23 protein-coding genes are annotated in these 24,161 nt (G+C 55.5%); 5 read left to right on the top strand and 18 right to left on the bottom strand.

The features are described 5' to 3' along the window. Positions 1-108 precede the first annotated feature (108 nt). The 9 genes from FHS18_RS20460 to FHS18_RS20420 all read right to left on the bottom strand — a co-directional run bounded on the left by FHS18_RS20460 (position 109) and on the right by FHS18_RS20420 (position 8,474). On the bottom strand, positions 109-837 hold the full coding sequence (locus tag FHS18_RS20460; RefSeq protein WP_183602048.1) for a hypothetical protein: 729 nt from the start codon (positions 835-837) through the stop codon (positions 109-111). Beyond that, positions 834-1,541: a hypothetical protein gene (locus FHS18_RS20455; RefSeq protein WP_183602046.1), complete on the bottom strand. Its 708-nt coding sequence runs from the start codon at positions 1,539-1,541 to the stop codon at positions 834-836. Before FHS18_RS20455 ends, FHS18_RS20460 begins: the two co-directional genes overlap by 4 nt. Positions 1,542-1,751: 210 nt before the next feature. Next, a complete protein-coding gene (rbsK, locus tag FHS18_RS20450; protein ID WP_183602044.1) occupies positions 1,752-2,672 on the bottom strand; it encodes a ribokinase in 921 nt (306 codons plus the stop codon). Between the two features lie 151 nt (positions 2,673-2,823). Next, a complete protein-coding gene (locus FHS18_RS20445; protein ID WP_183602042.1) occupies positions 2,824-3,174 on the bottom strand; it encodes a type II toxin-antitoxin system PemK/MazF family toxin in 351 nt (116 codons plus the stop codon). Positions 3,175-3,177: 3 nt separating this feature from the next. After that, positions 3,178-3,459 (bottom strand): ribbon-helix-helix protein, CopG family, encoded by a 282-nt coding sequence (locus tag FHS18_RS20440; protein WP_183602040.1) that lies wholly within the window; start codon positions 3,457-3,459, stop codon positions 3,178-3,180. Positions 3,460-3,678: 219 nt separating this feature from the next. Then, positions 3,679-4,854, bottom strand: a complete 1,176-nt coding sequence (gene alr / locus FHS18_RS20435) for an alanine racemase (protein ID WP_183602200.1) — start codon at positions 4,852-4,854, stop codon at positions 3,679-3,681. A 444-nt stretch (positions 4,855-5,298) separates the two neighbouring features. After that, the gene (locus tag FHS18_RS20430) at positions 5,299-6,552 is read right to left on the bottom strand and encodes a LolA family protein (protein WP_183602038.1); all 1,254 of its coding nucleotides are present in this window, start codon (positions 6,550-6,552) and stop codon (positions 5,299-5,301) included. A gap of 238 nt (positions 6,553-6,790) precedes the next feature. Beyond that, positions 6,791-7,339 (bottom strand): hypothetical protein, encoded by a 549-nt coding sequence (locus FHS18_RS20425; RefSeq protein ID WP_183602036.1) that lies wholly within the window; start codon positions 7,337-7,339, stop codon positions 6,791-6,793. Between the two features lie 100 nt (positions 7,340-7,439). Further along, the gene (locus tag FHS18_RS20420; protein ID WP_183602034.1) at positions 7,440-8,474 is read right to left on the bottom strand and encodes a CobW family GTP-binding protein; all 1,035 of its coding nucleotides are present in this window, start codon (positions 8,472-8,474) and stop codon (positions 7,440-7,442) included. A gap of 184 nt (positions 8,475-8,658) precedes the next feature. Between FHS18_RS20420 and FHS18_RS20415 the strand changes: the two genes are divergently transcribed. The 4 genes from FHS18_RS20415 to FHS18_RS20400 all read left to right on the top strand — a co-directional run bounded on the left by FHS18_RS20415 (position 8,659) and on the right by FHS18_RS20400 (position 13,660). Next, positions 8,659-10,167, top strand: coding sequence for a spore germination protein (locus tag FHS18_RS20415; protein WP_183602032.1), 1,509 nt, complete (start codon positions 8,659-8,661; stop codon positions 10,165-10,167). 7 nt (positions 10,168-10,174) lie between these two features. After that, complete coding sequence (locus FHS18_RS20410) at positions 10,175-11,272, top strand: GerAB/ArcD/ProY family transporter (RefSeq protein ID WP_183602030.1); 1,098 nt, start codon at positions 10,175-10,177, stop codon at positions 11,270-11,272. Next, positions 11,269-12,441, top strand: a complete 1,173-nt coding sequence (locus FHS18_RS20405; RefSeq protein WP_183602028.1) for a Ger(x)C family spore germination protein — start codon at positions 11,269-11,271, stop codon at positions 12,439-12,441. Before FHS18_RS20410 ends, FHS18_RS20405 begins: the two co-directional genes overlap by 4 nt. A 112-nt stretch (positions 12,442-12,553) precedes the next feature. Then, positions 12,554-13,660: a CobW family GTP-binding protein gene (locus FHS18_RS20400; protein WP_183602026.1), complete on the top strand. Its 1,107-nt coding sequence runs from the start codon at positions 12,554-12,556 to the stop codon at positions 13,658-13,660. A gap of 124 nt (positions 13,661-13,784) precedes the next feature. Here the strand turns inward: FHS18_RS20400 and FHS18_RS20395 are convergent, their stop codons facing one another. The 9 genes from FHS18_RS20395 to FHS18_RS20355 all read right to left on the bottom strand — a co-directional run bounded on the left by FHS18_RS20395 (position 13,785) and on the right by FHS18_RS20355 (position 21,951). Beyond that, positions 13,785-15,017, bottom strand: a complete 1,233-nt coding sequence (locus tag FHS18_RS20395) for an aminopeptidase (protein ID WP_183602024.1) — start codon at positions 15,015-15,017, stop codon at positions 13,785-13,787. Between the two features lie 663 nt (positions 15,018-15,680). Continuing rightward, positions 15,681-17,315 (bottom strand): chaperonin GroEL, encoded by a 1,635-nt coding sequence (gene groL / locus FHS18_RS20390; protein ID WP_183602023.1) that lies wholly within the window; start codon positions 17,313-17,315, stop codon positions 15,681-15,683. A gap of 151 nt (positions 17,316-17,466) precedes the next feature. After that, entirely contained in the window at positions 17,467-17,748 is a 282-nt protein-coding gene (gene groES / locus FHS18_RS20385; RefSeq protein WP_183602021.1) for a co-chaperone GroES, read from the bottom strand. Positions 17,749-18,111: 363 nt separating this feature from the next. Next, positions 18,112-18,897 (bottom strand): twin-arginine translocase subunit TatC, encoded by a 786-nt coding sequence (gene tatC / locus FHS18_RS20380; protein WP_183602019.1) that lies wholly within the window; start codon positions 18,895-18,897, stop codon positions 18,112-18,114. A gap of 41 nt (positions 18,898-18,938) precedes the next feature. Continuing rightward, positions 18,939-19,175: a twin-arginine translocase TatA/TatE family subunit gene (gene tatA, locus FHS18_RS20375; RefSeq protein ID WP_183602017.1), complete on the bottom strand. Its 237-nt coding sequence runs from the start codon at positions 19,173-19,175 to the stop codon at positions 18,939-18,941. Positions 19,176-19,259: 84 nt separating this feature from the next. After that, a complete protein-coding gene (locus FHS18_RS20370; protein ID WP_183602015.1) occupies positions 19,260-20,282 on the bottom strand; it encodes a molybdopterin-binding protein in 1,023 nt (340 codons plus the stop codon). Further along, positions 20,279-20,773: a MogA/MoaB family molybdenum cofactor biosynthesis protein gene (locus FHS18_RS20365; protein ID WP_183602013.1), complete on the bottom strand. Its 495-nt coding sequence runs from the start codon at positions 20,771-20,773 to the stop codon at positions 20,279-20,281. Before FHS18_RS20365 ends, FHS18_RS20370 begins: the two co-directional genes overlap by 4 nt. A gap of 37 nt (positions 20,774-20,810) precedes the next feature. Beyond that, positions 20,811-21,290 (bottom strand): cyclic pyranopterin monophosphate synthase MoaC, encoded by a 480-nt coding sequence (gene moaC, locus FHS18_RS20360; protein ID WP_183602198.1) that lies wholly within the window; start codon positions 21,288-21,290, stop codon positions 20,811-20,813. A gap of 46 nt (positions 21,291-21,336) precedes the next feature. Beyond that, complete coding sequence (locus FHS18_RS20355; RefSeq protein WP_183602011.1) at positions 21,337-21,951, bottom strand: 5-formyltetrahydrofolate cyclo-ligase; 615 nt, start codon at positions 21,949-21,951, stop codon at positions 21,337-21,339. Positions 21,952-22,184: 233 nt separating this feature from the next. Between FHS18_RS20355 and FHS18_RS20350 the strand changes: the two genes are divergently transcribed. Next, positions 22,185-24,125 carry an ABC-F family ATP-binding cassette domain-containing protein gene (locus FHS18_RS20350; protein WP_183602009.1) on the top strand — a complete coding sequence of 647 codons (1,941 nt, stop codon included), beginning with the start codon at positions 22,185-22,187 and terminating at the stop codon, positions 24,123-24,125. Positions 24,126-24,161 lie beyond the last annotated feature (36 nt).

The raw sequence follows: 24,161 nt of genomic DNA, 5'->3' as shown, positions 1-24,161 counted from the left end.
CGTTTTCCTTTATTTTGATAGCAAGGAAATGATTTTATACCATCAAATTCGCATAACCGAAGAAAGCCCTTAACCTCCGCTAGAAGTTAAGGGCTTGCCGTATCCGCGCTAAACTTTCATCTGCTGTCCGACCTCTGCATGCTTGCTGACCGAGATCGAATGCCAATACTCGACGAGCCCGATCTTGCAGCCCGGACCGATCGTGACTTTACCGCCCCGCACGACGCTAGCCGTCGTATATTCCAGATACAGCTCCGTCCCTTCGATCGACTCTGCCATCAAGCATGCCTTCTTCGAATCGCTGAATAGCTGCTTTAGCTCAAGCAGCCGGCTGCGCCTCACCTCGATTGTCCCGCCATGCAGGCCGGCCGCCATGCTCGGCGCATAGAGGGTGATCTCCATCCGCTCTGCGCTCAGCCGGCCCGCCACGTCGAAACCGCCCTTTAACGTTAATTGACCGCCCTCGCACGATCCGAGCGATTCTAGCTGTCCCCTCAGCTTGGCGCGCCGAGTGAGGAACCCGCCCGTCTTCATCTGCCCCATGACGGACAGCTCTTCCGCCTGCAGCAGCCCTTCGATAACCGTCTCGCCCTGCACGCGGAACGACCTGGCCTGAGCGCCGCCTTGAATGCGCGCGGTGCCCGTGCAGCGGAACGATTCGCTCTCCAGATCGCCGAGGATGATCGCTTCGCCCGTAATCCGGACGCGCTGGAAGTGTCCGCCGCCTGACGTGCCGTTGCCTGTAATGCGGAGGGTCTGCTTGCGGACAGGCGGCACGGCACCTTTGCCATGGCCGCCGAATAGTCCGTTCTGCGCCATAAAATCGCGTTTGCTCATATTTTCACCCGCTCTCGTACTTTCGCCTCCGGATCGATGAACAACGACGCGCGATATTCCACCCGGTCGATGACGCAGCCTTTGCCTATCGAGATCCGGTCTCCTCTCACGAGCTGAGCTTGGGTAGCTTCGATCAGAATGTGCTCTCCGATCAGCTGGCCGACCCATGCACGCGGATCCAGCGCCGGGATGAGAAAGCGGAGGCCCTTGCTCCAATTGCTCTCCTGAAGCTGCCGAATCTCGATCATGCCCGCTTGAATGCTCTTCGCCTGGCAGCGGCCGGAGAGCTTAAGATCGACCCGGCTTGCGAGCAGACTCCCTAGAATCGTGAAGCCACCCGCCAAAGCCGCTTCGTGCAGCTCACAATTCCCCTTCACCTTGACCATGCCGTTAAGCGAGACGGCCTCGCCGCGAAAGTCCCCGTCTATCGTTATCTGCCCCTCGGCCTTCGCCGCCTGAATGAGCAGATCGCCATGAACCGTAAGTTTGCCCGCCAGCTCGAATCGGTCCGCGGCTACGCTGCCATTCATCGTCGCGACCCCGTTCACCGTCATTTGCTCGCAGGCCATGGGACCATTCACCTTGCTGATGCCTTCGAGCTTCACGAAGCGGTATGCGCCGCCTGCTATCTGACCGGTACCGCTCAAGTTCAAATCCCGTTCCTCCACGCGAATCATCATATCCGCCTCACTCGCTTTCACCATTGATCCGAGCCGCTGCCGCATAACGCGCTTGATGTCTTAAGTATACGTAAATCCGGGCCTGTCCGAGGACCGACGGAAGATGGATTAGGTTCTACGTCTAGAGGCGGAATTTGCAGTCGTGCGTCAAGCTAGGCCGGTATTGGCGCATACAAAAAAATCCCGTATCCGGTCGTAACCGAATACGAGATTGATTGGCCTTCCGCGGCCAGCTTACGCGCGTTCCTGCAGGAACGCAAGCGTATCGGCCTTCGCCGGAATGGACGCTTGCGCGCCTTCCTTCGTAACGGCGATCGCAGATGCAGCCGCGGCAAAACGGAGGCTCTGCTCGATGCCCGCTCCGCTTGCCTGCTCGGCCGCGAAAGCGCCGATGAACGTATCGCCCGCAGCCGTCGTATCCTTCGGCTCGACGCGGAACGCCGGCATGCCGACGCGCTCGCCAACCTTATCTTTATAGAAGCAGCCTTTCTCCCCGAGCGTGACGATCGCTGCCCGAACGCCAAGTCCGATCAGCGCATCCGCCGCCTGCTCGGACGAATCGGCGCCAGACACCGCAATGCCGGTGACGATCTGCGCTTCCGTCTCGTTCACGATGATCGTGTCGATCCACGGGAATACGTCCTGCGGCAGCTTCAAGGCCGGAGCAGGGTTCAGGAAGACGCGTACGCCGGCAGCGGATGCCTGCTCGAGAACGAAGCGCGTCGTCTCCCAAGGAATCTCGTTCTGCAGCAGAATCGCCGAAGCACCGGTCCATTCCGCCCGTGCCGCTTCAATATCTGCCTCCATCAGCTGGCCGTTCGCCCCGGCGGACAGAATGATCGTGTTCTCGCCTTCCGCGTTGACCGCGATGAATGCCAGGCCCGAAGTGCCGGTCTTCGTCAGCACCGCATGGATGCCGACGCCGCTCGCGGCGAGCGAATCCTTCAACGCTTGTCCGAAGGCATCCTCGCCGACCGCGCCGAGCATCGTAACCGAAGCGCCGGACCTCGCCGCGGCTACCGCTTGATTGGCGCCTTTGCCGCCGGGGAAGTTGCCTGTATTCGTTCCATGAATCGTCTCGCCGGGAAGCGGATGATGCTCCACATGGCTGACGACGTCCATATTGATGCTGCCGATTACTACGATTGTGCCCATTGCTGTATCGATCCTCTCCACATGCGATTATATGTTCATCTTAGCCGTTCAGGCAGCGGAATATCAAGCGGCGGCGGTACGCAGCAAAAAGCCTGGGATTCTTAAACCTCACGGTTCAAGAATCCCAGGCTTATGCCGCAAGCTTAGGTTATTAAAAGTCGATCAGCCCAACACTAATCTGCAGTGCTTCATCCACCTTGCGCATCGTCTCGTCGTCTAGATGCGTAATTTTGTCCGTGAGCCGCTGCTTATCAATCGTACGGATCTGTTCGAGCAGGATTACTGAATCGCGGTCAAAGCCATGCGATGCCGCGTCGATCTCCACATGGGTCGGCAGCTTCGCTTTCTGAATCTGAGCTGTAATGGCAGCCACAATCACCGTTGGACTGAACCTGTTGCCGATATCATTCTGAATGACCAGTACCGGGCGAACGCCCCCCTGCTCTGAACCGACGACGGGGGATAAGTCCGCAAAAAACACATCGCCGCGTTTTACGATCAAGCTTTACACCCCGCTTACGAGTCGGCCGAGCGTGTCGCCCGCGTCTTCCTCCGCTTGAAAAGCCTCTGATGCCATACCTAGATTAATCTTGGCCATCTCCAAATACCCGCGTTGCATCGACTCGCGAATTTGGCGTTTCTTCCGTTCAATCAAGTACAATTTCATCGCTTGACGAATAAATTCGCTTCGGTTCGAGTTTTCTTTGGCGACGATCCCGTCAACTTCCTCCAGCAAATGATCCGGCAAACTGATCATAATCCTCTTGGTGTTCTGCATATTGGCCACCGAACTCGCACCTCCAAAAACATTTCCAAAAAAGCGCACTATCAGTATTTCTTCGTTCCCCTCGAAATATACACCATCCATCGTATGCAGTCCGTATTGCATGTATGCTGCAAACATTGATAGATGATGCACGCAATACCCGGTGCTTCTAATTCTTATTCGCGCAAAATTGCGGAAATCCTCCAAGAAACGCGTCGAGATTGCCGGTAATATCTGCCATCAACCCAATGGATTCCATGTATCGACAGGCTGACCGTCACGGATATACACGCGCGGAACACGCGCTGCGATCATGCAAGTCACCTCATAATTGATGGTATCCAGCATGGACGCAAGGTCGTCGGCCGTAATCGCTTCGCTGCCTTGCTCGCCGATTAAGACAACTTCTTCGCCCGCCTCGACGGGAACGCCGGCCTGTGCGGCAGGATCTAGCGCGATCATGCACTGGTCCATGCAGATCGTCCCGAGTACCGGAACCTTCACGCCCCGTACAATCGCCTGCGCTTTACCGGTCATCATCCGGCTGTATCCATCCGCATATCCGATCGGCAGCGTGCCGATCCGCTCTTCGCCCGCAGTAAAATAACGCGTGCCATAGCTGATGCCCCAACCCGGCGGCGCTTGCTTCACCATGACGACCTGCGTCTTGAGCGACATGACCGGCGACAGCTTGATACGTGTCTGATTGACCTCTTGCGATGGATACAGGCCATACATGCCGATTCCCAGCCGCGTCATACCGTATGCCCATTGCGGCGTCTCCATGCCCGCCGCGCTGTTGGCCGCGTGGATGATCGGAATGTCGATCCCCCGCTGCGCAAGCGTCTGCGTCAAACTGTTGAAGCGCTCATACTGCAGCGCGGTATAATCCTTATTCGCTTCATCGGCCCGCGCATAGTGCGTGAACAGCCCTTCAACCTCAAGCTTCGGCTCAGCTAACGCCCGCTCGATGAAGGCAATCGCCTCATCGCCCGGCGGCAAGCCAAGACGCCCCATGCCCGTATCGACCTTCACATGCACGCGAAGCTTCTGCTCCGCAGCCGGCAGTGCCGATATGGCATGAAGAATATCCTCACGGAACAACGCAATCGTTATATTCAGCTTTCTTGCGAGCTCAAGCCCTTCCACTGGCACGAATCCGAGCACAAGAATCGGAGTTGCAATGCCTGCCTTGCGAAGCTGAATCGCTTCATCCAAAAATGCGACACCCAAATAATCGACGCCGAATCGCTCGGCTTCCCTTGCTACCTCTACTGCCCCATGTCCATAAGCATTCGCCTTCACCGATGCCATCAGACGCATGCCTTGCGGCAGTGCCGCGCGGAATGCTTCCAAGTTGCGCCTCAGCGCATCGAGTGAAATCTCCGCCCTTGTCGGGCGATAATAAGGGTCCAACCGCTCCACCTTCTCCTCTTCCATGCCTTACGTGTTGCACGCCCATCTGCCTTCTGACCCGTAACGGACTTGGGATTCAAAACAAACGGCGCGGGGGAAAACCCCGCGCTCGCGCATTACGTTTCAGGTCCAAGCCTTGGGAGGAATCATCGCCACTTGCGGCTGACGATCCATGAGCAGATCAGATGACGCTTAAGGCCGATGGGCAAAAACTTATAGCCTTAATGTTATACCCATCGGCTAAAGCCGTCAATGATGCCGGAAGTGTTAGGATTGGAGTTCGGTCAATCGTCACTTAGCGGCAGAGGTACGGAAGTGCTACGATTGGAGTTCGGTCAATCGTCACTTAGCGGCAGAGGCACGGAAGTGCTACGATTGGAGTTCGGTCAATCGTCACTTAGCGGCAGAGGCACGGAAGTGCTACGATTGTGATTGGTTCAATCGTTATTTGGTCATCTCGCCTTGAACCGATTGAGCGACCTTGAACATCTCGGCCTCTGGCAGCGTACCGCTCGTTAAGCGATATTGAATGCCGTTATACGTCCAAGTCAGCGTACGCTGTTCGCTTTCTTCGCCGCCGGTCAACTCGGCGATCGTGAAGCCCAGCGGAACCATGGTGCCTTTGATTGTCGATGCAGCGACGTCGGCTGGCTGCGTCTTCAGGATCGTAAAGTCGTAGTCCTCGCTAGAATAACGGTCGATCACGCCCGGCAGGCCGCCGAATTCAATATCGATCGTTTTCTCGAAAGCCACGCCTTCAGGCAGATAGAGCGGCTCTAACGCGTCGCTGAGCAAGTCTACGCCGGCATTCGAGTCATCGGCTGGCGCCATCGTATCTTCAGCCGGCTCTTCGCCCGCTTGCGCATCCGGTTGTTCCGTGCTTCCTTCGGCATCCGTACCGGTGGCCGCATTGCCCGCGTTGTCTGCGCCTTGTTGCTGCTCCCCGTTCGTGCTGCCGTTTTCTGTAGCCGCCGGATCCGTCTGCTCTTGCGCGTCAGCTGCACCTTCGTCAGCCGGTTCGGTTGTCGACGGTTTGTTCGCTGCCCCGCTCAGATTGCGCTGCGTATCGAATACGCTCTTGTCCGGTTTCGCGTCGAAGGCGAATTCCTTGAACTCGACGGTCACCATCACCGTCTGGTTCGTGTCGCTGACTTGAACCTTAAGCGGGATGTAATTGTCTTGATCGAGCCAAATCTTTTGTCTGGCCAGCGAGCCGTTCTGATAGTTGGCCATGACGTCGAATACATAGGAATCCTTCTCGTACGTTTCTTTATCGATAGCGAACTGGCGGGAATTGTCGATCAGGATGCTTTGCACCAGCGTTTGGTACAGGTACACCTGGCCTTGGTTCTGCGGCCAATCGCTTTGGAAACGGAACACCTTGTTCAGGCGCGGCGTTAAGACGAACACGCCCTCATCGTTGCGCAGGACGATCTGCGTGATGTCCTTCTTGGCATTGGTCAGCTCGATGCGGTAATAATTCGGCTTCTGGTACGTCACGTCTACATCGTACTGGAGCGGTTGTTGTCCGGTATTCAGAGTCATCGTTCCTTTGCCATGATAGCTCTCCATGCTGCTTACGACTTTGTCCAGATCCTTGACAACCGATTCCGCGTCCTTCGTGCCGCTGCCGCATGCGGCGAGCAACGCCGTTAGGCACATAAGAACTGCTGCAAGTAGACTGATTCGACGACGCATGAAATCCACCCCTCATTTCGATAAAATTGGCTTAGCCGTGTACACTCGACTGCTAAGATATCTATGAGGGGACTTGGACAATTATGCAGACTAGCATGACAAGCATCATAAAGTTGTCCATCGGGCACTCTCTCTTAGGTGGACAAATCTTGGCGAAAGACGAACAGCCCGTACCATAGTACGGGCTGTTCGTCAGGTCGTGCGCGGCTCTTGCATGCGCGGGATCCGCATTCATCCATTAATTCGGCAACGCGCGGCGCTCTGCCGAAGACGATGGCGCCGGGGCAACTTCCGCCTGCGTCGCGCTCGACGTCCCATCCGCCTTCTTCTTCTCGCAATCCGCTTTCTTCTTCTCCCGGATCGCCTCATGAAGCGCCTTCGCATCCTTGCCTTCCGTTGCAATGCCAAGACGCTTGGCCTCATCCTGCAAGCGGACCAGACGTTTGGCCTTCAGCTCGGCTTTGAACTTGTTCCACTTGGCCGGATCCGCCTCGCGCGCCTTCTTCAACTCATCCCGCAGCTGTTCATCGGTCTTGCCTTCGGTCTTGATGCCGAAATATTGAGCGGCTTCCTTCAGGCGCTGAGAGCGGCGTTCGGCATGGTCATGGCGCATCGCCTTCCAATCCTTGCGCGCATCCTTGAAATCCTCATGTTCCTGAGCGGCCGGCTGCCGATCCGTTTGCGGCTGCGCCGCTGTATTGTCAGGCGCCATCGCGAATGCCGGGGTTCCCGCCAGCAGACAAGCTGCAGCGGCGGCGGCAATGCAAGCTTTCTTCCAATTGGTCATCGGTTGACACTCCTTGCTCGCTTAGATTGACTAACTTGGGGGTAGTTTGTCCAATCGGCCAAGGAGTTATTCCTCATTTTTCCATACGAGATTCAGATGGCTACCATTGTGCATGAATGGCGCTGAGCAGCTCATCCTTCCGAAAATGCTCGCCGATAAACACCGCGACGTCGTTCACCGGCGCTTGCGGCGTAATCCGCGTACACTCCAGCTCCCGATACGCATATTGGAACATGTAGCGGCTGCCGGTCTCCTCGAACGTCACAATGCCTTTGGCCCGGTACACGTTGTCCGGAAGCCCCTTCATGAACGCCTCGAACGAATGGCTGTTCACCGGCTTGTCCAGATAGTGCGTCCAGGTCATGACATGGTCATGCGAGGCGTGCGAATGCCCGTGCCCGCCATGCCCGCACTGCCCGTGTGCATGCCCGCAGCTCTCGTCATGCACATGCGCGCCGTCAGGCAAAGACTGTTCTTCATCCCCTGACTTCGCTGCTTGCGGCTTCACGCCCGCCGGCTTCGCATCGCGATCGAATCGGCTGAGATCGGTGACGCAGCGGACCGTCGCTTCAAGCGGAGCGTACGAGTTGAGCTCGCGGACAAGCTGCTGCACTTCTACCAACTCCTCTGGAGCCAGCTTATCGGCCTTGTTCACGATCAGATCGGTCGCGCAGCGAATCTGGTCCTTCATGAGCCGGAACGTCTTCCCGCCGCGGCGGGAGCGGCTGATGAGCTCCGGCCCGTCCACGACAGTGATGACCGAGCGCAGATCGATATGAGCGAACATCGCCGTCTCGGTGACCGCGTCCATAATCTCCATCGGATTGGCGGCGCCTGTCGCTTCGATGAGGATCACATCGGGTTGATGCTCGTCGATCAGCGACTTCAGCTCCATCGACAGATCCCCGCTAATCGAACAGCAGATGCAGCCGCTCAACATCTCGGCCATCGGTACGCTCTGGTCGACGAATTGGCCGTCCAGATTCACCTCGCCCAGCTCATTCATCACGACGGCTACCTTCACGTCGGCCGCCTTATAGTAATCCATCAGTCTATTCAGCAGCGTTGTCTTGCCGCTCCCGAGAAAACCGGATAACAAGTGTACCGGAATCAATCTCTCTTGCACGTTCTCCATCTGTCTCTCCTCTTCCCTATCAGCCTTGGCATTTCGTACTTCCACTCGTTCCGATTATAACGCACGTTAGGCAAAGCGCTCAATTGACGATAACCTGTCAACAACCAGCAAACGCATAATAACGAAGGCCGCAGGAAAACATACAGCGGACCCGCCACTTCTTTCCAGAGAGGAGACGTTCTTCATGCCTGACGAGTCGAATCGCCAAAATCCGGATGCCGCCGCACCAGACGCTCATGCTGCAAGCCCGGATCAAGATGCGCAAACGACGGTAAAATCGACGGAAACGAAGCCGCCGACTTTGGAAGGTACGTTGAAGGAATTCGCCGGCTGTTTTGACCTGGGTTATCGTACCTTTCCGCGGAATCAGGTTCACGCGGTTTATTTGGAATATTTGATCGATGCCGACCAATTGCATCGCCAATTGAATCAGCCGTTCCTCGAGGCCGATGACGCGCAGGCCGCGCAGCTGCTGACGCAGTCGATCTTCCAGCCGATCACGACGCTTAACGAAAGCGTGGACAGCGTGCTGTATGGCTCGACCATGCTCTTCTTCCAAGGGCAGGCATACGCGCTCAATTTGGCCAGATCCATCGGACGATCGATTGAGCAGACGGAGACCGAGACCGTCATCGCCGGCCCGCATGACGGCTTCGTCGAGAATCTGATCGAGAATATCGCCCTCATTCGCAAGCGGATCCGCAGCTCGCATCTGAAATTCATCTCCCTCTCTGTCGGGGAAGTGACCAAGACGCAGGTCGTGATCGCATATATTGAAGGACTCGCGAACGATCATTTTGTCAAGCAGCTCAAGACACGGATCCATGACATTGAGATCGACGCGCTGCACGAAGCCAATATGCTCGTCCAATTGATCGACGATAATCCGAACTCGTACTTCCCTCAATATATGGTGACCGAGCGGCCGGATTCCATCTGCTCGAAACTGACCTCGGGCCGCGTCGTCGGTCTGGTCGACGGTTCCCCGTCCGCTTTCGTCGCGCCGACGTCGTTCTTCGAGTTCTTCGCTTCACCGGATGACTATTATCAGCGTTGGCATCTGGGCACCGCCTTGCGGATTCTGCGTTTCATCGGCTTCGCGATTACGATCGGCTTCACGGCCATCTATGTCTCGGTCACGACGTACCACTATGAAATGATCCCGCATACGATGCTGCTGAATCTGACCAAGTCCAGGAGCAACGTCCCGTTCCCGCCGCTCTATGAAGCGCTATTGATGGAGACAACGATCGAGCTCCTGCGGGAAGCCGGCGCAAGGCTGCCGACCAAGATCGGGCAGACCATCGGTATCGTAGGCGGTATCGTCATCGGACAGGCTGCCGTTCAAGCGGGATTCACGAGCAATATTCTCATTATCGCCGTCGCGTCTTCCGCGATTGCCTCCTTCGTCATTCCAAGCTACACGATGAGCGCATCGATTCGTCTGCTGCGCTTCGGCCTTATACTGCTTGCCGGCTTCTGGGGGAATTTCGGACTCATCCTCGGGATCGGATTCATTATCGTGCATCTCAGCGGCATTACGAATCTCGGTTCTTCCTATCTAACCCCGGCGGCTCCGATGAATAGGACGGACTGGCTCGATACGTTCATTCGGGGCCCTTTCTCGAAGCTGATCTTCCGGCCGAGCCAGCCCGCCTCTCCGAACAGAGTCAAAACCAAACAAAGAAAGTAGGGGCCAGATGCAAGAGAAGCTCCATGGCTATCATATCGCCCTGATCGTCTATATGTTGGAGTTGGATGTGACCGTATTCAGCCTGCCCCGAATCGTCGCCGAGAATTTGGGCACGAATGGATGGATTGGGCTCATCCTGCTAGCCTTTGTAGCCGTATGTAATATAGCGCTTATCCAGCTTGTTTATCGAGCAGGCAAAGGAAGATCGATCTATGAGATCGCCGAGCAGTCCATTCCGAAGCTTCTCCTGTATCCCGTCTACTTATTGCTTGCCATCTTCTGGATCGGGCTCGGCAGCTTCATTGGCAAAAAGTACGTGCTCATCTACCAAATGATCTCCTTCCCGACGACGAGCGCAAGCCTGCTCTACATCTCGATTGCGCTGCTCGCTTACTACATGCTGACCAAAGGCATTTATAATATGGGCAAAGCCATTACGCTATTCTGTTACATGACGATCATCTTAACCGTACTCCTTTTTTACTATACGAATGACTGGGAACTGTCACGGTTCACGACCTACTTGTTCCAAGGAGCGGCCGAGGGGCATTCCTTCAAGAATTGGCTAGAGGTATATACCATTTTCGTCGGCTACGAGATTACGCTGTTCCTCTTCCCCTATAGCGACAAGAAGACGTTGTTCAAGGGCGTTTATTGCGGCCAAATTCTGAACCTCACCATCTACTTGATCTTAATTATGCTATGCTTCGGCTTCTTCAGCTTCGAGCAGCTCAAGTCCATCATGTACCCGGTGATTAATTTGCTGTCCTATATCGAGCTTCCGTTCTTGAACCGGCTGGAGAATCTCGTCTTCACGCTCTTCCTGTTCTCCAATGTGATCTCCATCGCGCTGTTCTCCTGGATGGCGCTTACGGCCACGCAGCGCGTGTTTCCCCGGGTGAAGTTGCGGTTTCTGGAGCTTGGCATCTTGGCGCTATCGGTCGGCATTTCGTTCTATCCGAGCATCTTGCGAGATTCGGAGAAACTGCTGCGTTATGCCATGTACGGCGAAGCTGGCCTGGCCTTCATGCTGCCGCTGCTCCTGCTCGCGCTGCTCTTCTTCCAGAATAAGAAAGCCGGCGGCAATGGGGGGACGCCAGCATGATGACTCGCCGCATGATGTTCATCGCGAGCTTAGTCGCGTTTGCTCTTCTCGTTACCGGCTGTCGAGACCAGCGGATCATTGAACGAATGGGTTTTACCCGAACAGTCGCCTTCGACCTGCCCCCTGACGACGGAGAATCGCAGGATCAGAAAGATAAAATGCTCAGGGTCACGCTGAGCATCCCGAAAGCGCAGCCGGAGAATTCGAGGATTGTCTTGACGACTACGGCACACTCCAGCAAGGAAGCACGCGTGATCGTCTCGCGCAAAAACAACCGCCGCATCGTCAGCGGGCAGCTTCGCAGCGCATTATTCGGCAGCCGGTTGGCGAAAGAAGGACTGTGGAAATACATTGATACGCTCGTCCGCGATCCATCCATTGGCAGCAAAGTCAACGTCGTCATCGTCAGCGGCAATGCGAATGCGCTGCTTGAGCGCGACTTCAAGCAATATCCGAGCACCGGCGAATATATCGATGATCTGCTTCGCAACGCAAGCGGGCTTACGGAGATTCCGCAAGCGAATCTGCACACCTTCGCCCGGGACTATTTTGACAAAGGGGTCGACCCGGTGGCTCCCCTGCTCAAGGAGGACAAACAGACGCTTAGCGTCGATGGCATTGCGCTGTTTCGCAGCGACCGTTACGTCGGTCGGATCCCGCCGACCAAATCGCTGCTGTTCTCCTTCCTGCATGACAATATCGCTACCGGCGAAATCGTGATGAAGCTGCCCGGGGCCGAAGGCGCGAAGGACGAAATGATCATGCTCAGCTTCGTAGCCAGTAAGCGCAAAATAACCGCCAAAGTACGTAAACCGGTCCGCAGCGGCGATGATGTCGCTATCGATATTCGACTGCGCATCTCCGGTGAGGTGCTCGAATACACGGGGAAACTTAATCTGCAGAAGACGGAAGACCAACTCGTGCTGGAGAAGCAGATGAAGGCTTATGTCGAGAAAGAAACGAAAACGCTAATAGAAGAAATACTGAAGCTGAAGAGCGACCCGTTCGGATTCGGCAAAAAAGTCCGCAATCAAATTTCTTATCGCGAATGGGACAAGCTGCAGTGGCATGATGCCATTCTTCCAGGCGTGTCTGTTCAGGTGCATGCGGATGTGAAGGTGAAAGATATTGGCAAGCTTCAGGAGGCTGACCCGGTTGACGAGGAATAGGTCCTGTTAGCTTCTCTCTTTTGGTAAGGAAAATTGGGGCAAAAGCCGAGCGCTTAAGTTCAGTTTTGCAATTTGCCGCATACACTTACGAAGATGAGAGGAGCGATTGACAATGACGGATATTGTACCGATTCCTATTGTGGTCGTAAGCGGCTTCCTCGGCAGCGGAAAAACGACTCTGCTGCTTCGGATGCTGAAGCATGCAAAGGCTGAGGGGCTTCGCGCCTCCGTCCTCATGAATGAGGTAGGCTCGGCCGACGTCGATGGCGTGATGATAAGCAGCGAGACCGCGAGCGCCATGTTGGCACGCGTAACCGAAGGCTGCCTGTGCTGCACGAAGAAGAGCGAACTGTCCGGTTGCCTGATGCAGCTGGCTGAGGCACAGCCGGATCTGATTCTGATCGAGCTGACCGGCATCGCGAACCCGGAAGAGATCGTCGAAGCGATGAGCGAGCCCGAGCTGCAGGACAAAGTGATGCTGCACCGCATCGTTACCGTCCTCGATGCCGAACACGCCATCGACTATAACAGCATCTTCGCAACGGATCGCGAGCTTGTACATACCCTGCGCAGACAGATCGAGGTCGCCGATGTGGTGCTGGCCAATAAAGCCGACTTAATCTCATCCAAGACCGCCGCCAAACTGGATAAAATGGTCCGCGACCGCAACGGCGTCTGCTCGCTCGTCCTTACCGTCCGATGCGACGTGAAGCCCTCGCTCGTGCTTGAGGGCGTTACGGTCCGATCGAACGCTAGCGGGATCGGCACGCACTATGCGCCTCCAGTCCGTGTGAATGCCAAGCCGGCGGGCGTTGTCCGCAGCTCTTCACCCGCACCAGCCTATTCGATGAGCGGCACCGGCGTGTCCTCCTCCGCGGGCAGTCCGCCCAAGAGCGCGTTCGCGAAGCTGCCCGTCATCCAGACACAGCGGCAATCTTACTCCCGCGTGAAGACGGTGACGATTTATCCGGGCACGGCTTGTCCGGTCAGCCGCCGCACCTTCGAGGCGTTCTTCTCCGGCCGCGGCAACGCCTGCCTGCGCGCCAAAGGCTTCATGCCCTTCGGTCCCGGCGGTGCCCTGATGCTGTTCCAGATGGCCGGCAAACGGATCGAATGGCAGCCGACCGATTATACGGGCGAGCCGTATTTTGTCATGATCGGCATCGACCTGGATCATGCTCGGATTAATAACGAATGGGAGAAGTTGACGCGCCATTAGTGACGTGCAGCTACCCTTGACTAACGAATGCAAAAAGACCGCAAGACCCGCAGCTTGGCAGCTGAGGCGTCTTGCGGTCTTTATTGTTTATTCGAAGCTGGCAAGCTGGCCGAGCTTCTATCTTTTACGCCCAATTGCCTGCGCGGAAGATTGGCTCTACCGTACCGTCCGCCCGTACGCCGTCAATGTCGAGATCCGCGCGGCCGATCATGAAATCAACATGCGTAAGGCTCTGGTTCAAGCCATGTGCGGCAAGCTCCTCCTTGCTCATCGTCAGGCCGCCATCGAGGCAGAACGGGAAGCCGAAACCGATCGCCAAATGGCAGGCTGCGTTCTCGTCGAACAGCGTGTTGAAGAAGAGCAGATTCGTATCCGAGATCGGCGAACGGTGCGGGACAAGCGCTACTTCGCCCAGGAATTTGGATCCTTCGTCCGTGTCGATCAGATTCTTCAGCGAATCGTATTCTTTCTCGGCGGTGAAGTCGACGACTTGCCCGTCCTTGAACGTCAGCGAGAAGTTGTCGATCAGCGTGCCGTTGTAGCTGAGCGGCTTGCTGCTCGTCACCGTTCCGTTCACGCGGCTACGGTCCGGCGAAGTGAACACTTCCTCCGTCGGCAAGTTCGGAATGAAGGTGGTGCCGGAAGTCGTCACCGAACCGGCGCTTTTCCAAATATGCTTCGCATCCAGGCCGATCGACAACTCCGTGCCTGGAGCGCGATAACGAAGCTCCGTGAAGCGCTGCTCATTCAGCCATGCTGCCTTCTCGTCCAGCTTCGCGGCATGCGCGCGCCATGCGGCGATCGGATCCGCCTCGTCTACGCGGGTAGCCGCGAAGATCGCGTTCCAGAGCGCATCCACACGCTCCGCTTCCGGCAGGCCCGGGAACACTTTATTCGCCCATGCCTGGGATGGCACGCCGACGATCGCCCAAGCCGCCTTATTCGTCATCGTATACGCGCGAACCGGGGTGAATGCGGCTTGTCTTGCCTTCTCGTAGCTCCCCAGACGCTTCGGATCAATGCCTGCGAGCAGGTCCGGATCTTCCGATATGACCGTGAGGAAGGAGCCTCCCTCCTTCGCCACTTCAAGCCGTCCCTGTACCTGCCAAGCCGGATAATCGCCGAACGAATCCTCCGGCGCCAGCTCGAAGCGCGTGCGCACCAGCTGGTTGTCGATCCACTCGACATGGACCTGTTTCGCCCCGATGGTATAAGCATGCTTCGCGGCAGCACGGACAAATTCAGCCGCGGAGATTTGGGCCGTAATATAAAGATCCTTCCCCGGCTGTACGTTCACGCCGATCTCGACGGCGAGTGCCGCGTATTGGGCCAGGCGGTCTTGGAATGATTGGGTCATGATGATTCCTCCATGTGTGAGTGTTAAAAAGGACGTATGTACGCGAAGAAAGACTTCCTTAATCGAGACCAGTATACGCCGATCGTTGCCCGATATCAAATGGACGGCGATCCCTATCCCCCCATTAGTCCATAAGAGGAAAGTAAGCTGGAAATAGAAACGGAAAGCTCACTAAAATACCCACCGCCAAGATCACAAAGGTATGAAACAAAGACCTGATTAATCTTCGCAAGATGCCGTTGCTGCCCCGATTGTACAGCCAAGTCAGCAGATAGATCAGGATAGGATACAAAGCGAGCAATGCGAATCCGAACCGCTGTGAACCCGCACTTGGACCAATGTACCCGTCCCTATAGCGGTGATGATACTCGAATCCGAAGATCAGAATGTAGGAGCTGAATAGCACAAGGAAAGTCACAACGGAAGATGGCAGGAGCAGCAAATATTTAACTTTTGATTGTTTCAGCATGGTTAAAGAGCTCATTCAGCCACGCCCCCTTTCGTATTGAGCTAGCCTCTTCGTTAACTTCTACCCCCAATATAGCCCCCCTTAATTCCAATATATACCTGTTTATGAAATATGTTTTTCCGTGGCCGCAAAATAAAAAACGGGACCTCGTAAGGTCCCGTTTCCTTGGTATTGCTAGGTTTTGGGGCAATGACTTACATCATGCCGCCCATACCGCCCATGCCGCCCATGTCTGGCATGCCGCCGCCTGCGCCTTTTGGCTCTGGCTTATCAGCAACAACAGCCTCAGTTGTGAGGAACATTGCTGCTACGGAAGCTGCGTTTTGCAGTGCGGAACGCGTTACTTTAGCCGGGTCAACGATCCCTGCTTCGAACATGTTTACCCACTGGCTAGTTGCAGCATTGTAGCCGATGCCGATCGCTTCTTTTTTCAGACGCTCAACGATAACGGAGCCTTCTTGGCCTGCATTAGCCGCGATTGTGCGAACTGGCTCTTCCAGTGCGCGCAGTACGATGTTGATGCCTGTTTGCTCGTCGCCGTCTGCTTGAACAGCCGCAACAGCATTGTATACGTTCACGAGTGCAGTACCGCCGCCGGAAACGATACCTTCTTCGACCGCAGCGCGAGTCGAGTTCAGGGCGTCTTCGATGCGCAGTTTGCGCTCTTTCAGTTCTGTTTCGGTAGCCGCGCCGACTTTGATAACCGCTACGCCGCCAGCCAGTTTAGCCAGACGCTCTTGCAGTTTCTCGCGGTCGAAGTCGGAAGTTGTTTCTTCCAGCTGCGCACGGATTTGGCTCACGCGCACGTCGATGTCTTTCTTGTCGCCAGCGCCGTCAACCACGATCGTGTTCTCTTTGGAGATACGAACTTGGCGTGCGGAACCGAGTTGATCCACAGTAGTCGATTTCAGCTCAAGGCCGAGCTCTTCCGTGATCACTTGGCCGCCAGTCAGTGCAGCGATGTCGCCCAGCATAGCTTTGCGGCGGTCGCCGAAGCCTGGAGCTTTGACAGCTACGCATGTGAATGTGCCGCGCAGACGGTTAACGAGCAGCGTAGCGAGCGCTTCGCCTTCCACGTCTTCTGCGATGATCAGCAAAGTTTTGCCGGATTGAACCACTTTCTCCAGAACCGGAAGGATCTCTTGAATGTTGGAGATCTTCTTGTCGGTGATCAGGATGAATGGATTGTCCAGGACAGCTTCCATTTTATCTGTATCTGTAATCATGTAAGGGGACAGGTAGCCGCGGTCGAATTGCATACCTTCTACGACTTCCAACTCCGTTACGAAGCCTTTGGATTCTTCTACCGTGATAACGCCGTCGTTGCCGACTTTCTCCATTGCTTCTGCAATCAGTTGGCCAACTTCATCGTCAGCGGAAGAGATTGCCGCAACTTGTGCGATCGATTGTTTGCCTTCGATTGGTTTTGCAATGGATTGCAGCTCAGTGATCGCCGCTTTAACGGCTTTCTCGATACCTTTGCGGATAACCATTGGGTTAGCGCCTGCAGTTACGTTCTTCAGACCTTCGCGGATCATCGCTTGAGCCAGAACTGTAGCTGTAGTCGTACCGTCGCCTGCTACGTCGTTCGTCTTCGTAGCTACTTCTTTAACGAGCTGCGCGCCCATGTTCTCGAATGCGTCTTCCAGCTCGATTTCCTTCGCGATGGATACACCGTCGTTCGTGATCAGCGGGCTGCCGAATTTCTTCTCGAGGACAACGTTGCGGCCTTTAGGACCGAGCGTTACTTTAACTGCGTTAGCAAGTGCATCAACCCCGCGCAGCATCGCGCGGCGGGCGTCTTCGCCAAACTTGATATCTTTAGCCAATGGTAAAACCTCCTAATATGTTATGGGTAAGGTGAAACGGTACTCGCCGCTTACGTCAGCGGCGCTTACGCGTCTCGATTCTGGTAAAGCCAGGAGCAAGCAGCTCCTTAAGTATGGGCCGTGCCATCTATGTGTCGCGCCCTCCGAGGAATTAACCCAGGATCGCGTGAATGTCGCTTTCTTTCATAATCAATAACTCTTTACCTTCGTACTTCACTTCAGTGCCGGCATACTTGGAGAACAATACACGGTCGCCTTCTTTAACTTCCAGCGCAACACGTACGCCGTCTTTGAGCGCGCCGCTGCCAACTGCTACGACTCTGCCTTCTTGCGGCTTCTCTTTAGCTGTGTCTGGCAGCAGGATACCGCTAGCAGTTGTTTCTTCTTTCGCGATCGGTTCGACCAACACGCGTTCACCCAAAGGTCTGATCATGAAAATAGCCTCCTTTAAATAGTTGTTGCTGATATTTTATATATTAGCACTCGCAACTGTTAAGTGCTAATAACCATAACTAATAATACCGATTTTGATTTTAGATTTCAAGTGTTTGCTTGTTCATTTTGTGTGAAATTTACCACTTCGATGGATTAAGGAAGCGAATCATTAACCGCCCCAAACACTTGCTGCTTCAATGATTGACCGGGCAAAATAAGCGCTCCACCCCCTCTTCCATCATTGACAGGAAACCCTATGCCTAAGCATGCGGGAATTAAAAAAGAACCTGCAGCCGGATCGGCAACAGGTTCTTCCTTAACTCATATTTCGTTATAACTTCCGGCATGCGCAGCACAACCGCTATGTACCGAACTCTTCCTCCCACGCGGCATCCCTCGCCTGCTGCTTCCGGTAGACAACCCCGGACAAGAACACGCTGATCTCATACAGGATGATCATCGGCACCGCGACGAGCATGTCCGAGATAAAGTCCGGCGGCGTAATCATCGTGCCGAGCACGACCAGAATCAGGTAAGCGAGCCGCCGCATTTTGCGCAGACGAACCGGGTTCAGGATCCGGATCTGCGTCAGGAACATGATCACGATCGGCAGTTCGAACAGGAGCGAGATCGGAATCAGGACGCTGAACAGGAAGGAGAAATACTGCGTGACGCCATAGGTTTCTTCCAGTCCCAGATGCGTCGCTACGTCCGTCGTGAAATTGAACGCCATCGGGAACACGACGAAGTAAGAGAAGGACAGCCCGCCCAGGAAGAGCACCAGCGCCATCGGCACGAACGTCAACGCAGCTCTCTGCTCTCTCTCCCGCAGCGCCGGCTTGACGAACGCCCACAACTGGAAGAAGGCAAAAGGAATGACGAACAGCAGCGCGATGACAAGCGCAAACTTCATATATAAGCCGATTCCGTCCCATAAGGACAGGGCATGGAGCTTCATGCCGTTGACCGGTTCCTGGCTCATGAGATAAGAATAAGCCGGATCCGCCAGGAAGAGGCCGAGAATAAGGCCCAGCACCAGAACGATGAGTATATAGATGATTCTTTTGCGCAATTCGCCGATATGCTCGAACAGCGTCATCGCCAGTTCCTCGCGCGACAGCTCTTCGGACTTCGATTCGTTCAACATGCTCACCTCACCTATCTAATCAAAAAAAAGCGAGCTCCGCATTACTCCGGGAGCCGCTTCGCTTCGATCTTCTCTTCTTTGTCACGGTTAACTTCGATGCGGCTTGTGTCCTTGCGGTCCTTATCGTCGTCATCCATGAGATCCTTCGCGCCAGCCTTGAATTCCTTCAGCGTGCGACCGAAAGCGCGTCCGAGTTCAGGCAGCTTATTCGGACCAAACAGCAGCAAGGCAACAAGCACGATCAAGATGAATCCGGTAACGCCAATGCCGTTGAACATGATGTTCTTCCTCCTAAAAGTAGGCGCGGTTACTGCTTGATCGCACCTCTTCGATTCAATTCAAACCACAGACAAAACAATATTCTAGCAGCCGTACAAACCGCCGTATCCCATATCGACGATATCCGCCCTCTTGATGGTATCGCCGGCGAGTATCCGCGGCAGCAAAACATTAAACGACGTATACGGGTCATGCATGACGCAGCCAGGCAACCCCATAATCGGAACTGTGCCTATGTAGCCGACCAGCAGCATCGAGCCGGGCAGCATCGGCGTACCGTAGCTGACAATATCCGCTCCGGCTTCTTTAATCGCCGCCGGCGTGCGGTCATCCGGGTCGACGGACATACCGCCGGACACTAGTATCATATCATAACGCTTATCAAGCAAATAGTGGATTTCGTTGACAATTGTTTGTCTGTCATCCGGCGCAAAACGCTGCTCGGCCACCTCGGAGCCAAGCGACTCGACAATCCTTCTGACCGCCGGTCCGAATTTGTCCTCGATTCGGCCGGAGAATACCTCGCCGCCTGTGGTAAGCAGGCCGATCTTGAACGAATTGAGCGGCTTAATCGCCAGCGGCCCTTGTCCCTCATGTTCATTCCGGTAAGCTTGCGCGAGCGCTTCGACTTGTTCGACTTTCTCCTTGGCCACCACGAGCGGGATGACGCGCGTAGCGGCAATCTGCCCGCCGGGCTGCACGACGGCATTCGTCTTGATCGTTGCGAGCGCGATCTCGCCAATCTCATTGACGGCCTGCACGAACGCCGGATCGATAACGGCTAGCCCAGGAGCAGTAAGCTCCGACTTCACCGCGACTTTCCCCTCATGCGGCTCGGTCAACTTCGTACCTTCTCCTTGCAGCGCGGACGCCATGCGCAGTGCGGCGTCATCCTCATGCAGCTCTTGATCGCCCAGATTGAGAATGTAGATATGGGCTTTACCGATATCGAGCAGCTTCGGAATGTCCGCTTCCGTAATGACATGACCTTTCTTGAACAGCCTGCCTTTGAATTGACCCGGCAATATCTGCGTCAGATCGTGCGCCAATCTTAAGCCAATCGCCTGCTCGACCGGCACTTCCTTCAACGATGTCGTATTATTCATGCATTGTGCTCCCCGATCCGGCCTGACAGAATGCTGAGCGCATGAGGCAGTTGGTCTATAATGGCCATCAGATTCTCATGGACGCCTTTCGGGCTGCCCGGCAGGTTAATAATGAGGGAACGCCCGCGAATACCGCATACCCCGCGCGAGAGCATCGCCTGCCTGGTCCGCTGCATCGCCCCGATCCGCATCGCTTCGGCCAAGCCCGGCACATTGCGATCGATGACCTTAAGCGTCGCTTCCGGCGTCCAGTCGCGCGGCGACAATCCCGTGCCGCCTGTCGTAATGACGAGGTCAGCCCGGTAATAATCGGTCATCTCGATTAATGCGGCCATAATCTCGTCCTGCTCGTCAGGGACGATGCGATAGTCGACGATGTCGCCGCCTAGTTCTTCTTCCACCAGCTCACGTATGACCTGAGCGCTCGTATCTTCCCGTTCACCGCGCGAGCCTTTGTCGCTGGCTGTTAGCAACGCTACTTTCCACCGCATGAGCTTCTCCCCCTGGTTTCTTCGAGATTGTAAGCAGTCAGTTCGATGATGAATGCTTATAATCGCCGCTTTTGCCCCCGGTCTTCGAGACCAAATGGGTTGGACCAATCACGATGTCCTTCTGCAGCGCCTTGCACATATCGTACACCGTCAGCGCGGCTGCCGAGACGGCCGTTAGCGCCTCCATCTCGACCCCCGTCTTGCCGGTGGTCTTCACGGTTCCTTCTATATATAGCTCATTCTCTCCGTTATCGGAGAATGCCAGATTGATTCCCGTCAGCGGAAGGGGATGGCACATCGGAATCCAATTCGACGTATTCTTCGCCGCCATCACGCCGGCAACCTGCGCGACCGCAAGCACATCGCCTTTGCCGATCGTCCCCGCCTTGATGCGAGACAGCGTGTCCGCATACATGGTAACCGTCGTTCGCGCTATGGCCGTGCGGCTCGTTACTTCCTTATCCGAGACATCCACCATCCGTGCACGGCCCTGCTCGTTAAAATGCGTCAGCTCCATCGCCTTCTGCCCCATCCTTTCATCTCATGCCAATTTAAGACCTAAGTTATGACTCCTTGTGGACAAGCGCAATCCCGTTCTCGGTAATCACGCCGTCTACGCGCGCATCATGCGCTTCCATCGGGATGCCATCGACCCACTGCGCTTCATAAGCTAGTCCGATCCAAGGCGGCAGAGACCTGCCTAGCCGAGCGGCAGCCTCCTCCATCCTGTCCCGAAACCGGTCGTAGTAACCTCCCCCGTATCCGAGCCTTCCGCCATCCCGGTCAAAAGCCAAGCCTGGCACGAACACGGCATCCGGCAGTTGCTCCTGCAGCGAGATCCGCCGCGCGGAAGCCGGATTCGGCTCCATAATGCCGTAAGCACCGGCCGCGAGATCGGATCGGCCGTTAATCGCATAGAGCTCCATGGAGCGGTCCTGCGGCAAGCACCGCGGTACAATAACCGTCTTGTTATGCCGAATTCCCCACTCAATGAGCGGCCATGTCCGAAGCTCGGACCGGAAATCCGCATAGATCATGAAGCTTTCCGCCTGCTGCCGCTCCAGCCACGCCTTGGCCTCCATGCATGCGCGCTCGGACAACTCGGCGCGCAATAACTCGGGAAGCTGTTCCCGTCTTGCCGCCGCTTCTTGGCGGGCGGCTTGCTTCATCTCTTTCATTCGTTCCCCGCCCAGTTTGGCGGTCCGCGTCTCTCACGGCCCGCCACTCTCTCTTTTTGCTCAAGATTGTGTAATTAGTGTACCATTGTTGCCCATATTTCGCCAATGGCAAGGGAAGCATTCCGGATCGACCAAACATTTCCTGCCAAGCGTTGTCGTTTCCGTTATCTTTCGGTACACTAAGGGAAATCGCATCACTTATAGTTTTTATCAATCGAAAGGTTGGATTATCCATGCTGCTGCAAGTATCCGAGATTACCAAAAATTACGGCGTCCAGCCGATACTATCTGGCATTACCTTTCAGATTCTACCCCGCGAGCGGATCGGCCTTGTCGGCGTTAACGGCGCAGGCAAATCAACGCTGCTCAAAATCATCGCAGGCGAACTATCCTACGATTCAGGCACCATCTATAAGTCCAAAGAGACGACGCTCGGCTATCTGGCCCAGACAAGCGGCCTGCAATCCGAGCGGACGATCGAAGAAGAGATGCGCTCGGTCTTCGCCCATCTGATCGAGATGGAGAAGGAGCTTCGCGCCATAGAAGCGCGGATCGCCGATCCGGCCCACCAGGAAGACGGCAAGGCATACGAGGATACGCTCGAGAAATATGCCCGGCTGTCGGACAAGTTCCGCGAGCAAGGCGGCTTCGAGATGGAGACCCGCATTCGCAGCGTCCTGCACGGGATGGGATTCAGCACATTCCCGCAAGACACCATCGTGTCGACGCTAAGCGGCGGCCAAAAAACAAGACTCGCGCTTGCCCGCATTCTGCTGCAGGCCCCCGATCTGCTCATGCTAGACGAGCCGACCAACTATCTCGATATCCCGACGCTGACCTGGTTGGAGGACTATCTGAAGAGTTACTCCGGCGCCGTTCTTGTCGTATCCCATGACCGTTATTTCCTCGACGCCGTCGTCTCGGCCATCGTGGAGATCGAACGCCATCAAGCCAAGCGCTATACGGGCAACTACAGCCGCTATATCGATCTGAAGGCAGCGGAATACGAGTCTCAGATGAAGCAGTTCGAGAAACAACAGGACGAGATCGCCAAGATGGAGGATTTCATTCAGCGCAATCTCGTCCGCGCCTCGACGACCAAACGGGCTCAGAGCCGGCGCAAGGCGCTCGAGCGTATGGAAAGGCTCGATAAGCCGCTTGGCGACTTGAAGAAGGCGCATTTCTCCTTCGAGATCGACCGTCAGACAGGCAATGACGTGCTCGATGTGCGCGATCTATCGATTATGTTCGAAGAGAAGCAGGAACCGCTCTTCCGCAATGTGACGTACCGCTTGGAGCGAGGCGAGAGCGTTGCCCTGATCGGGCCGAACGGAATCGGCAAGTCCACCATGCTCAAGGCGCTCGTCGGCCAGCGTCCCCATCATTCCGGAACGATTCATTGGGGCAGCAACGTCAAGATCGGCTATTACGATCAGGAACACACAAGCTTGAATCCGCAGAATACGGTCCTCGAAGAGCTGTGGAAGGAATATCCCCACCTGGAGGAGGTTCGCATCCGCACTGTATTGGGCAACTTCCTGTTCAGCGGCGATGACGTACTCAAGCGCGTCGGATCGCTCAGCGGCGGCGAGAAAGCACGGGTTTCCCTGTCCAAACTGATGCTAGCCCGCGCCAATGTGCTCATTCTCGACGAGCCTACGAACCATTTGGACCTCTTCAGCAAAGAGGTGCTCGAGTCGGCCTTGGAGGATTATGACGGTACATTGCTGTTCATCTCCCATGACCGTTACTTCCTGAATAAGATGGCCGAGCGCATTGTCGAACTGACCCCGCAAGGAATCGAGCATTTCCTGGGAAATTATGACGAAATGGTCGAGAAAAAGCGTGAAATAGAAGAGTTGCGACTGGAAACGCTGTCACAAACGGCAGGAAAACCCGGAAAAACCGTTCAAGCGAGCGAACCGGCGCCGGTTACCTCTTATCAAGCCGACAAACAGGCCAAACGTGACGAACGGTCGAAGCAGCGCAAACTGGAACAGCTGGAGCAGAGCATTGCCACGCTGGAGGGTGAGATTGCCGGTCTGGAAGAGCAGCTAGCCGATCCGGAAGTCTTTAACGACTATGTCCGCGTACAGACGATTCAAGCTGATATGGACAAGCGCAAGGCAGAGCTTGCCGCAGTTTACGAGCAGTGGGAAGAGTTGTTGGCTTAACGAAGGAAGACACCGCGTCGGTTGACTAAGCGTTAG

This window comes from Paenibacillus phyllosphaerae, from assembly GCF_014192105.1.
Lineage (GTDB): Bacteria > Bacillota > Bacilli > Paenibacillales > Paenibacillaceae > Paenibacillus_Z > Paenibacillus_Z phyllosphaerae.
This window is presented reverse-complemented; position numbering and strand designations above follow the sequence as displayed.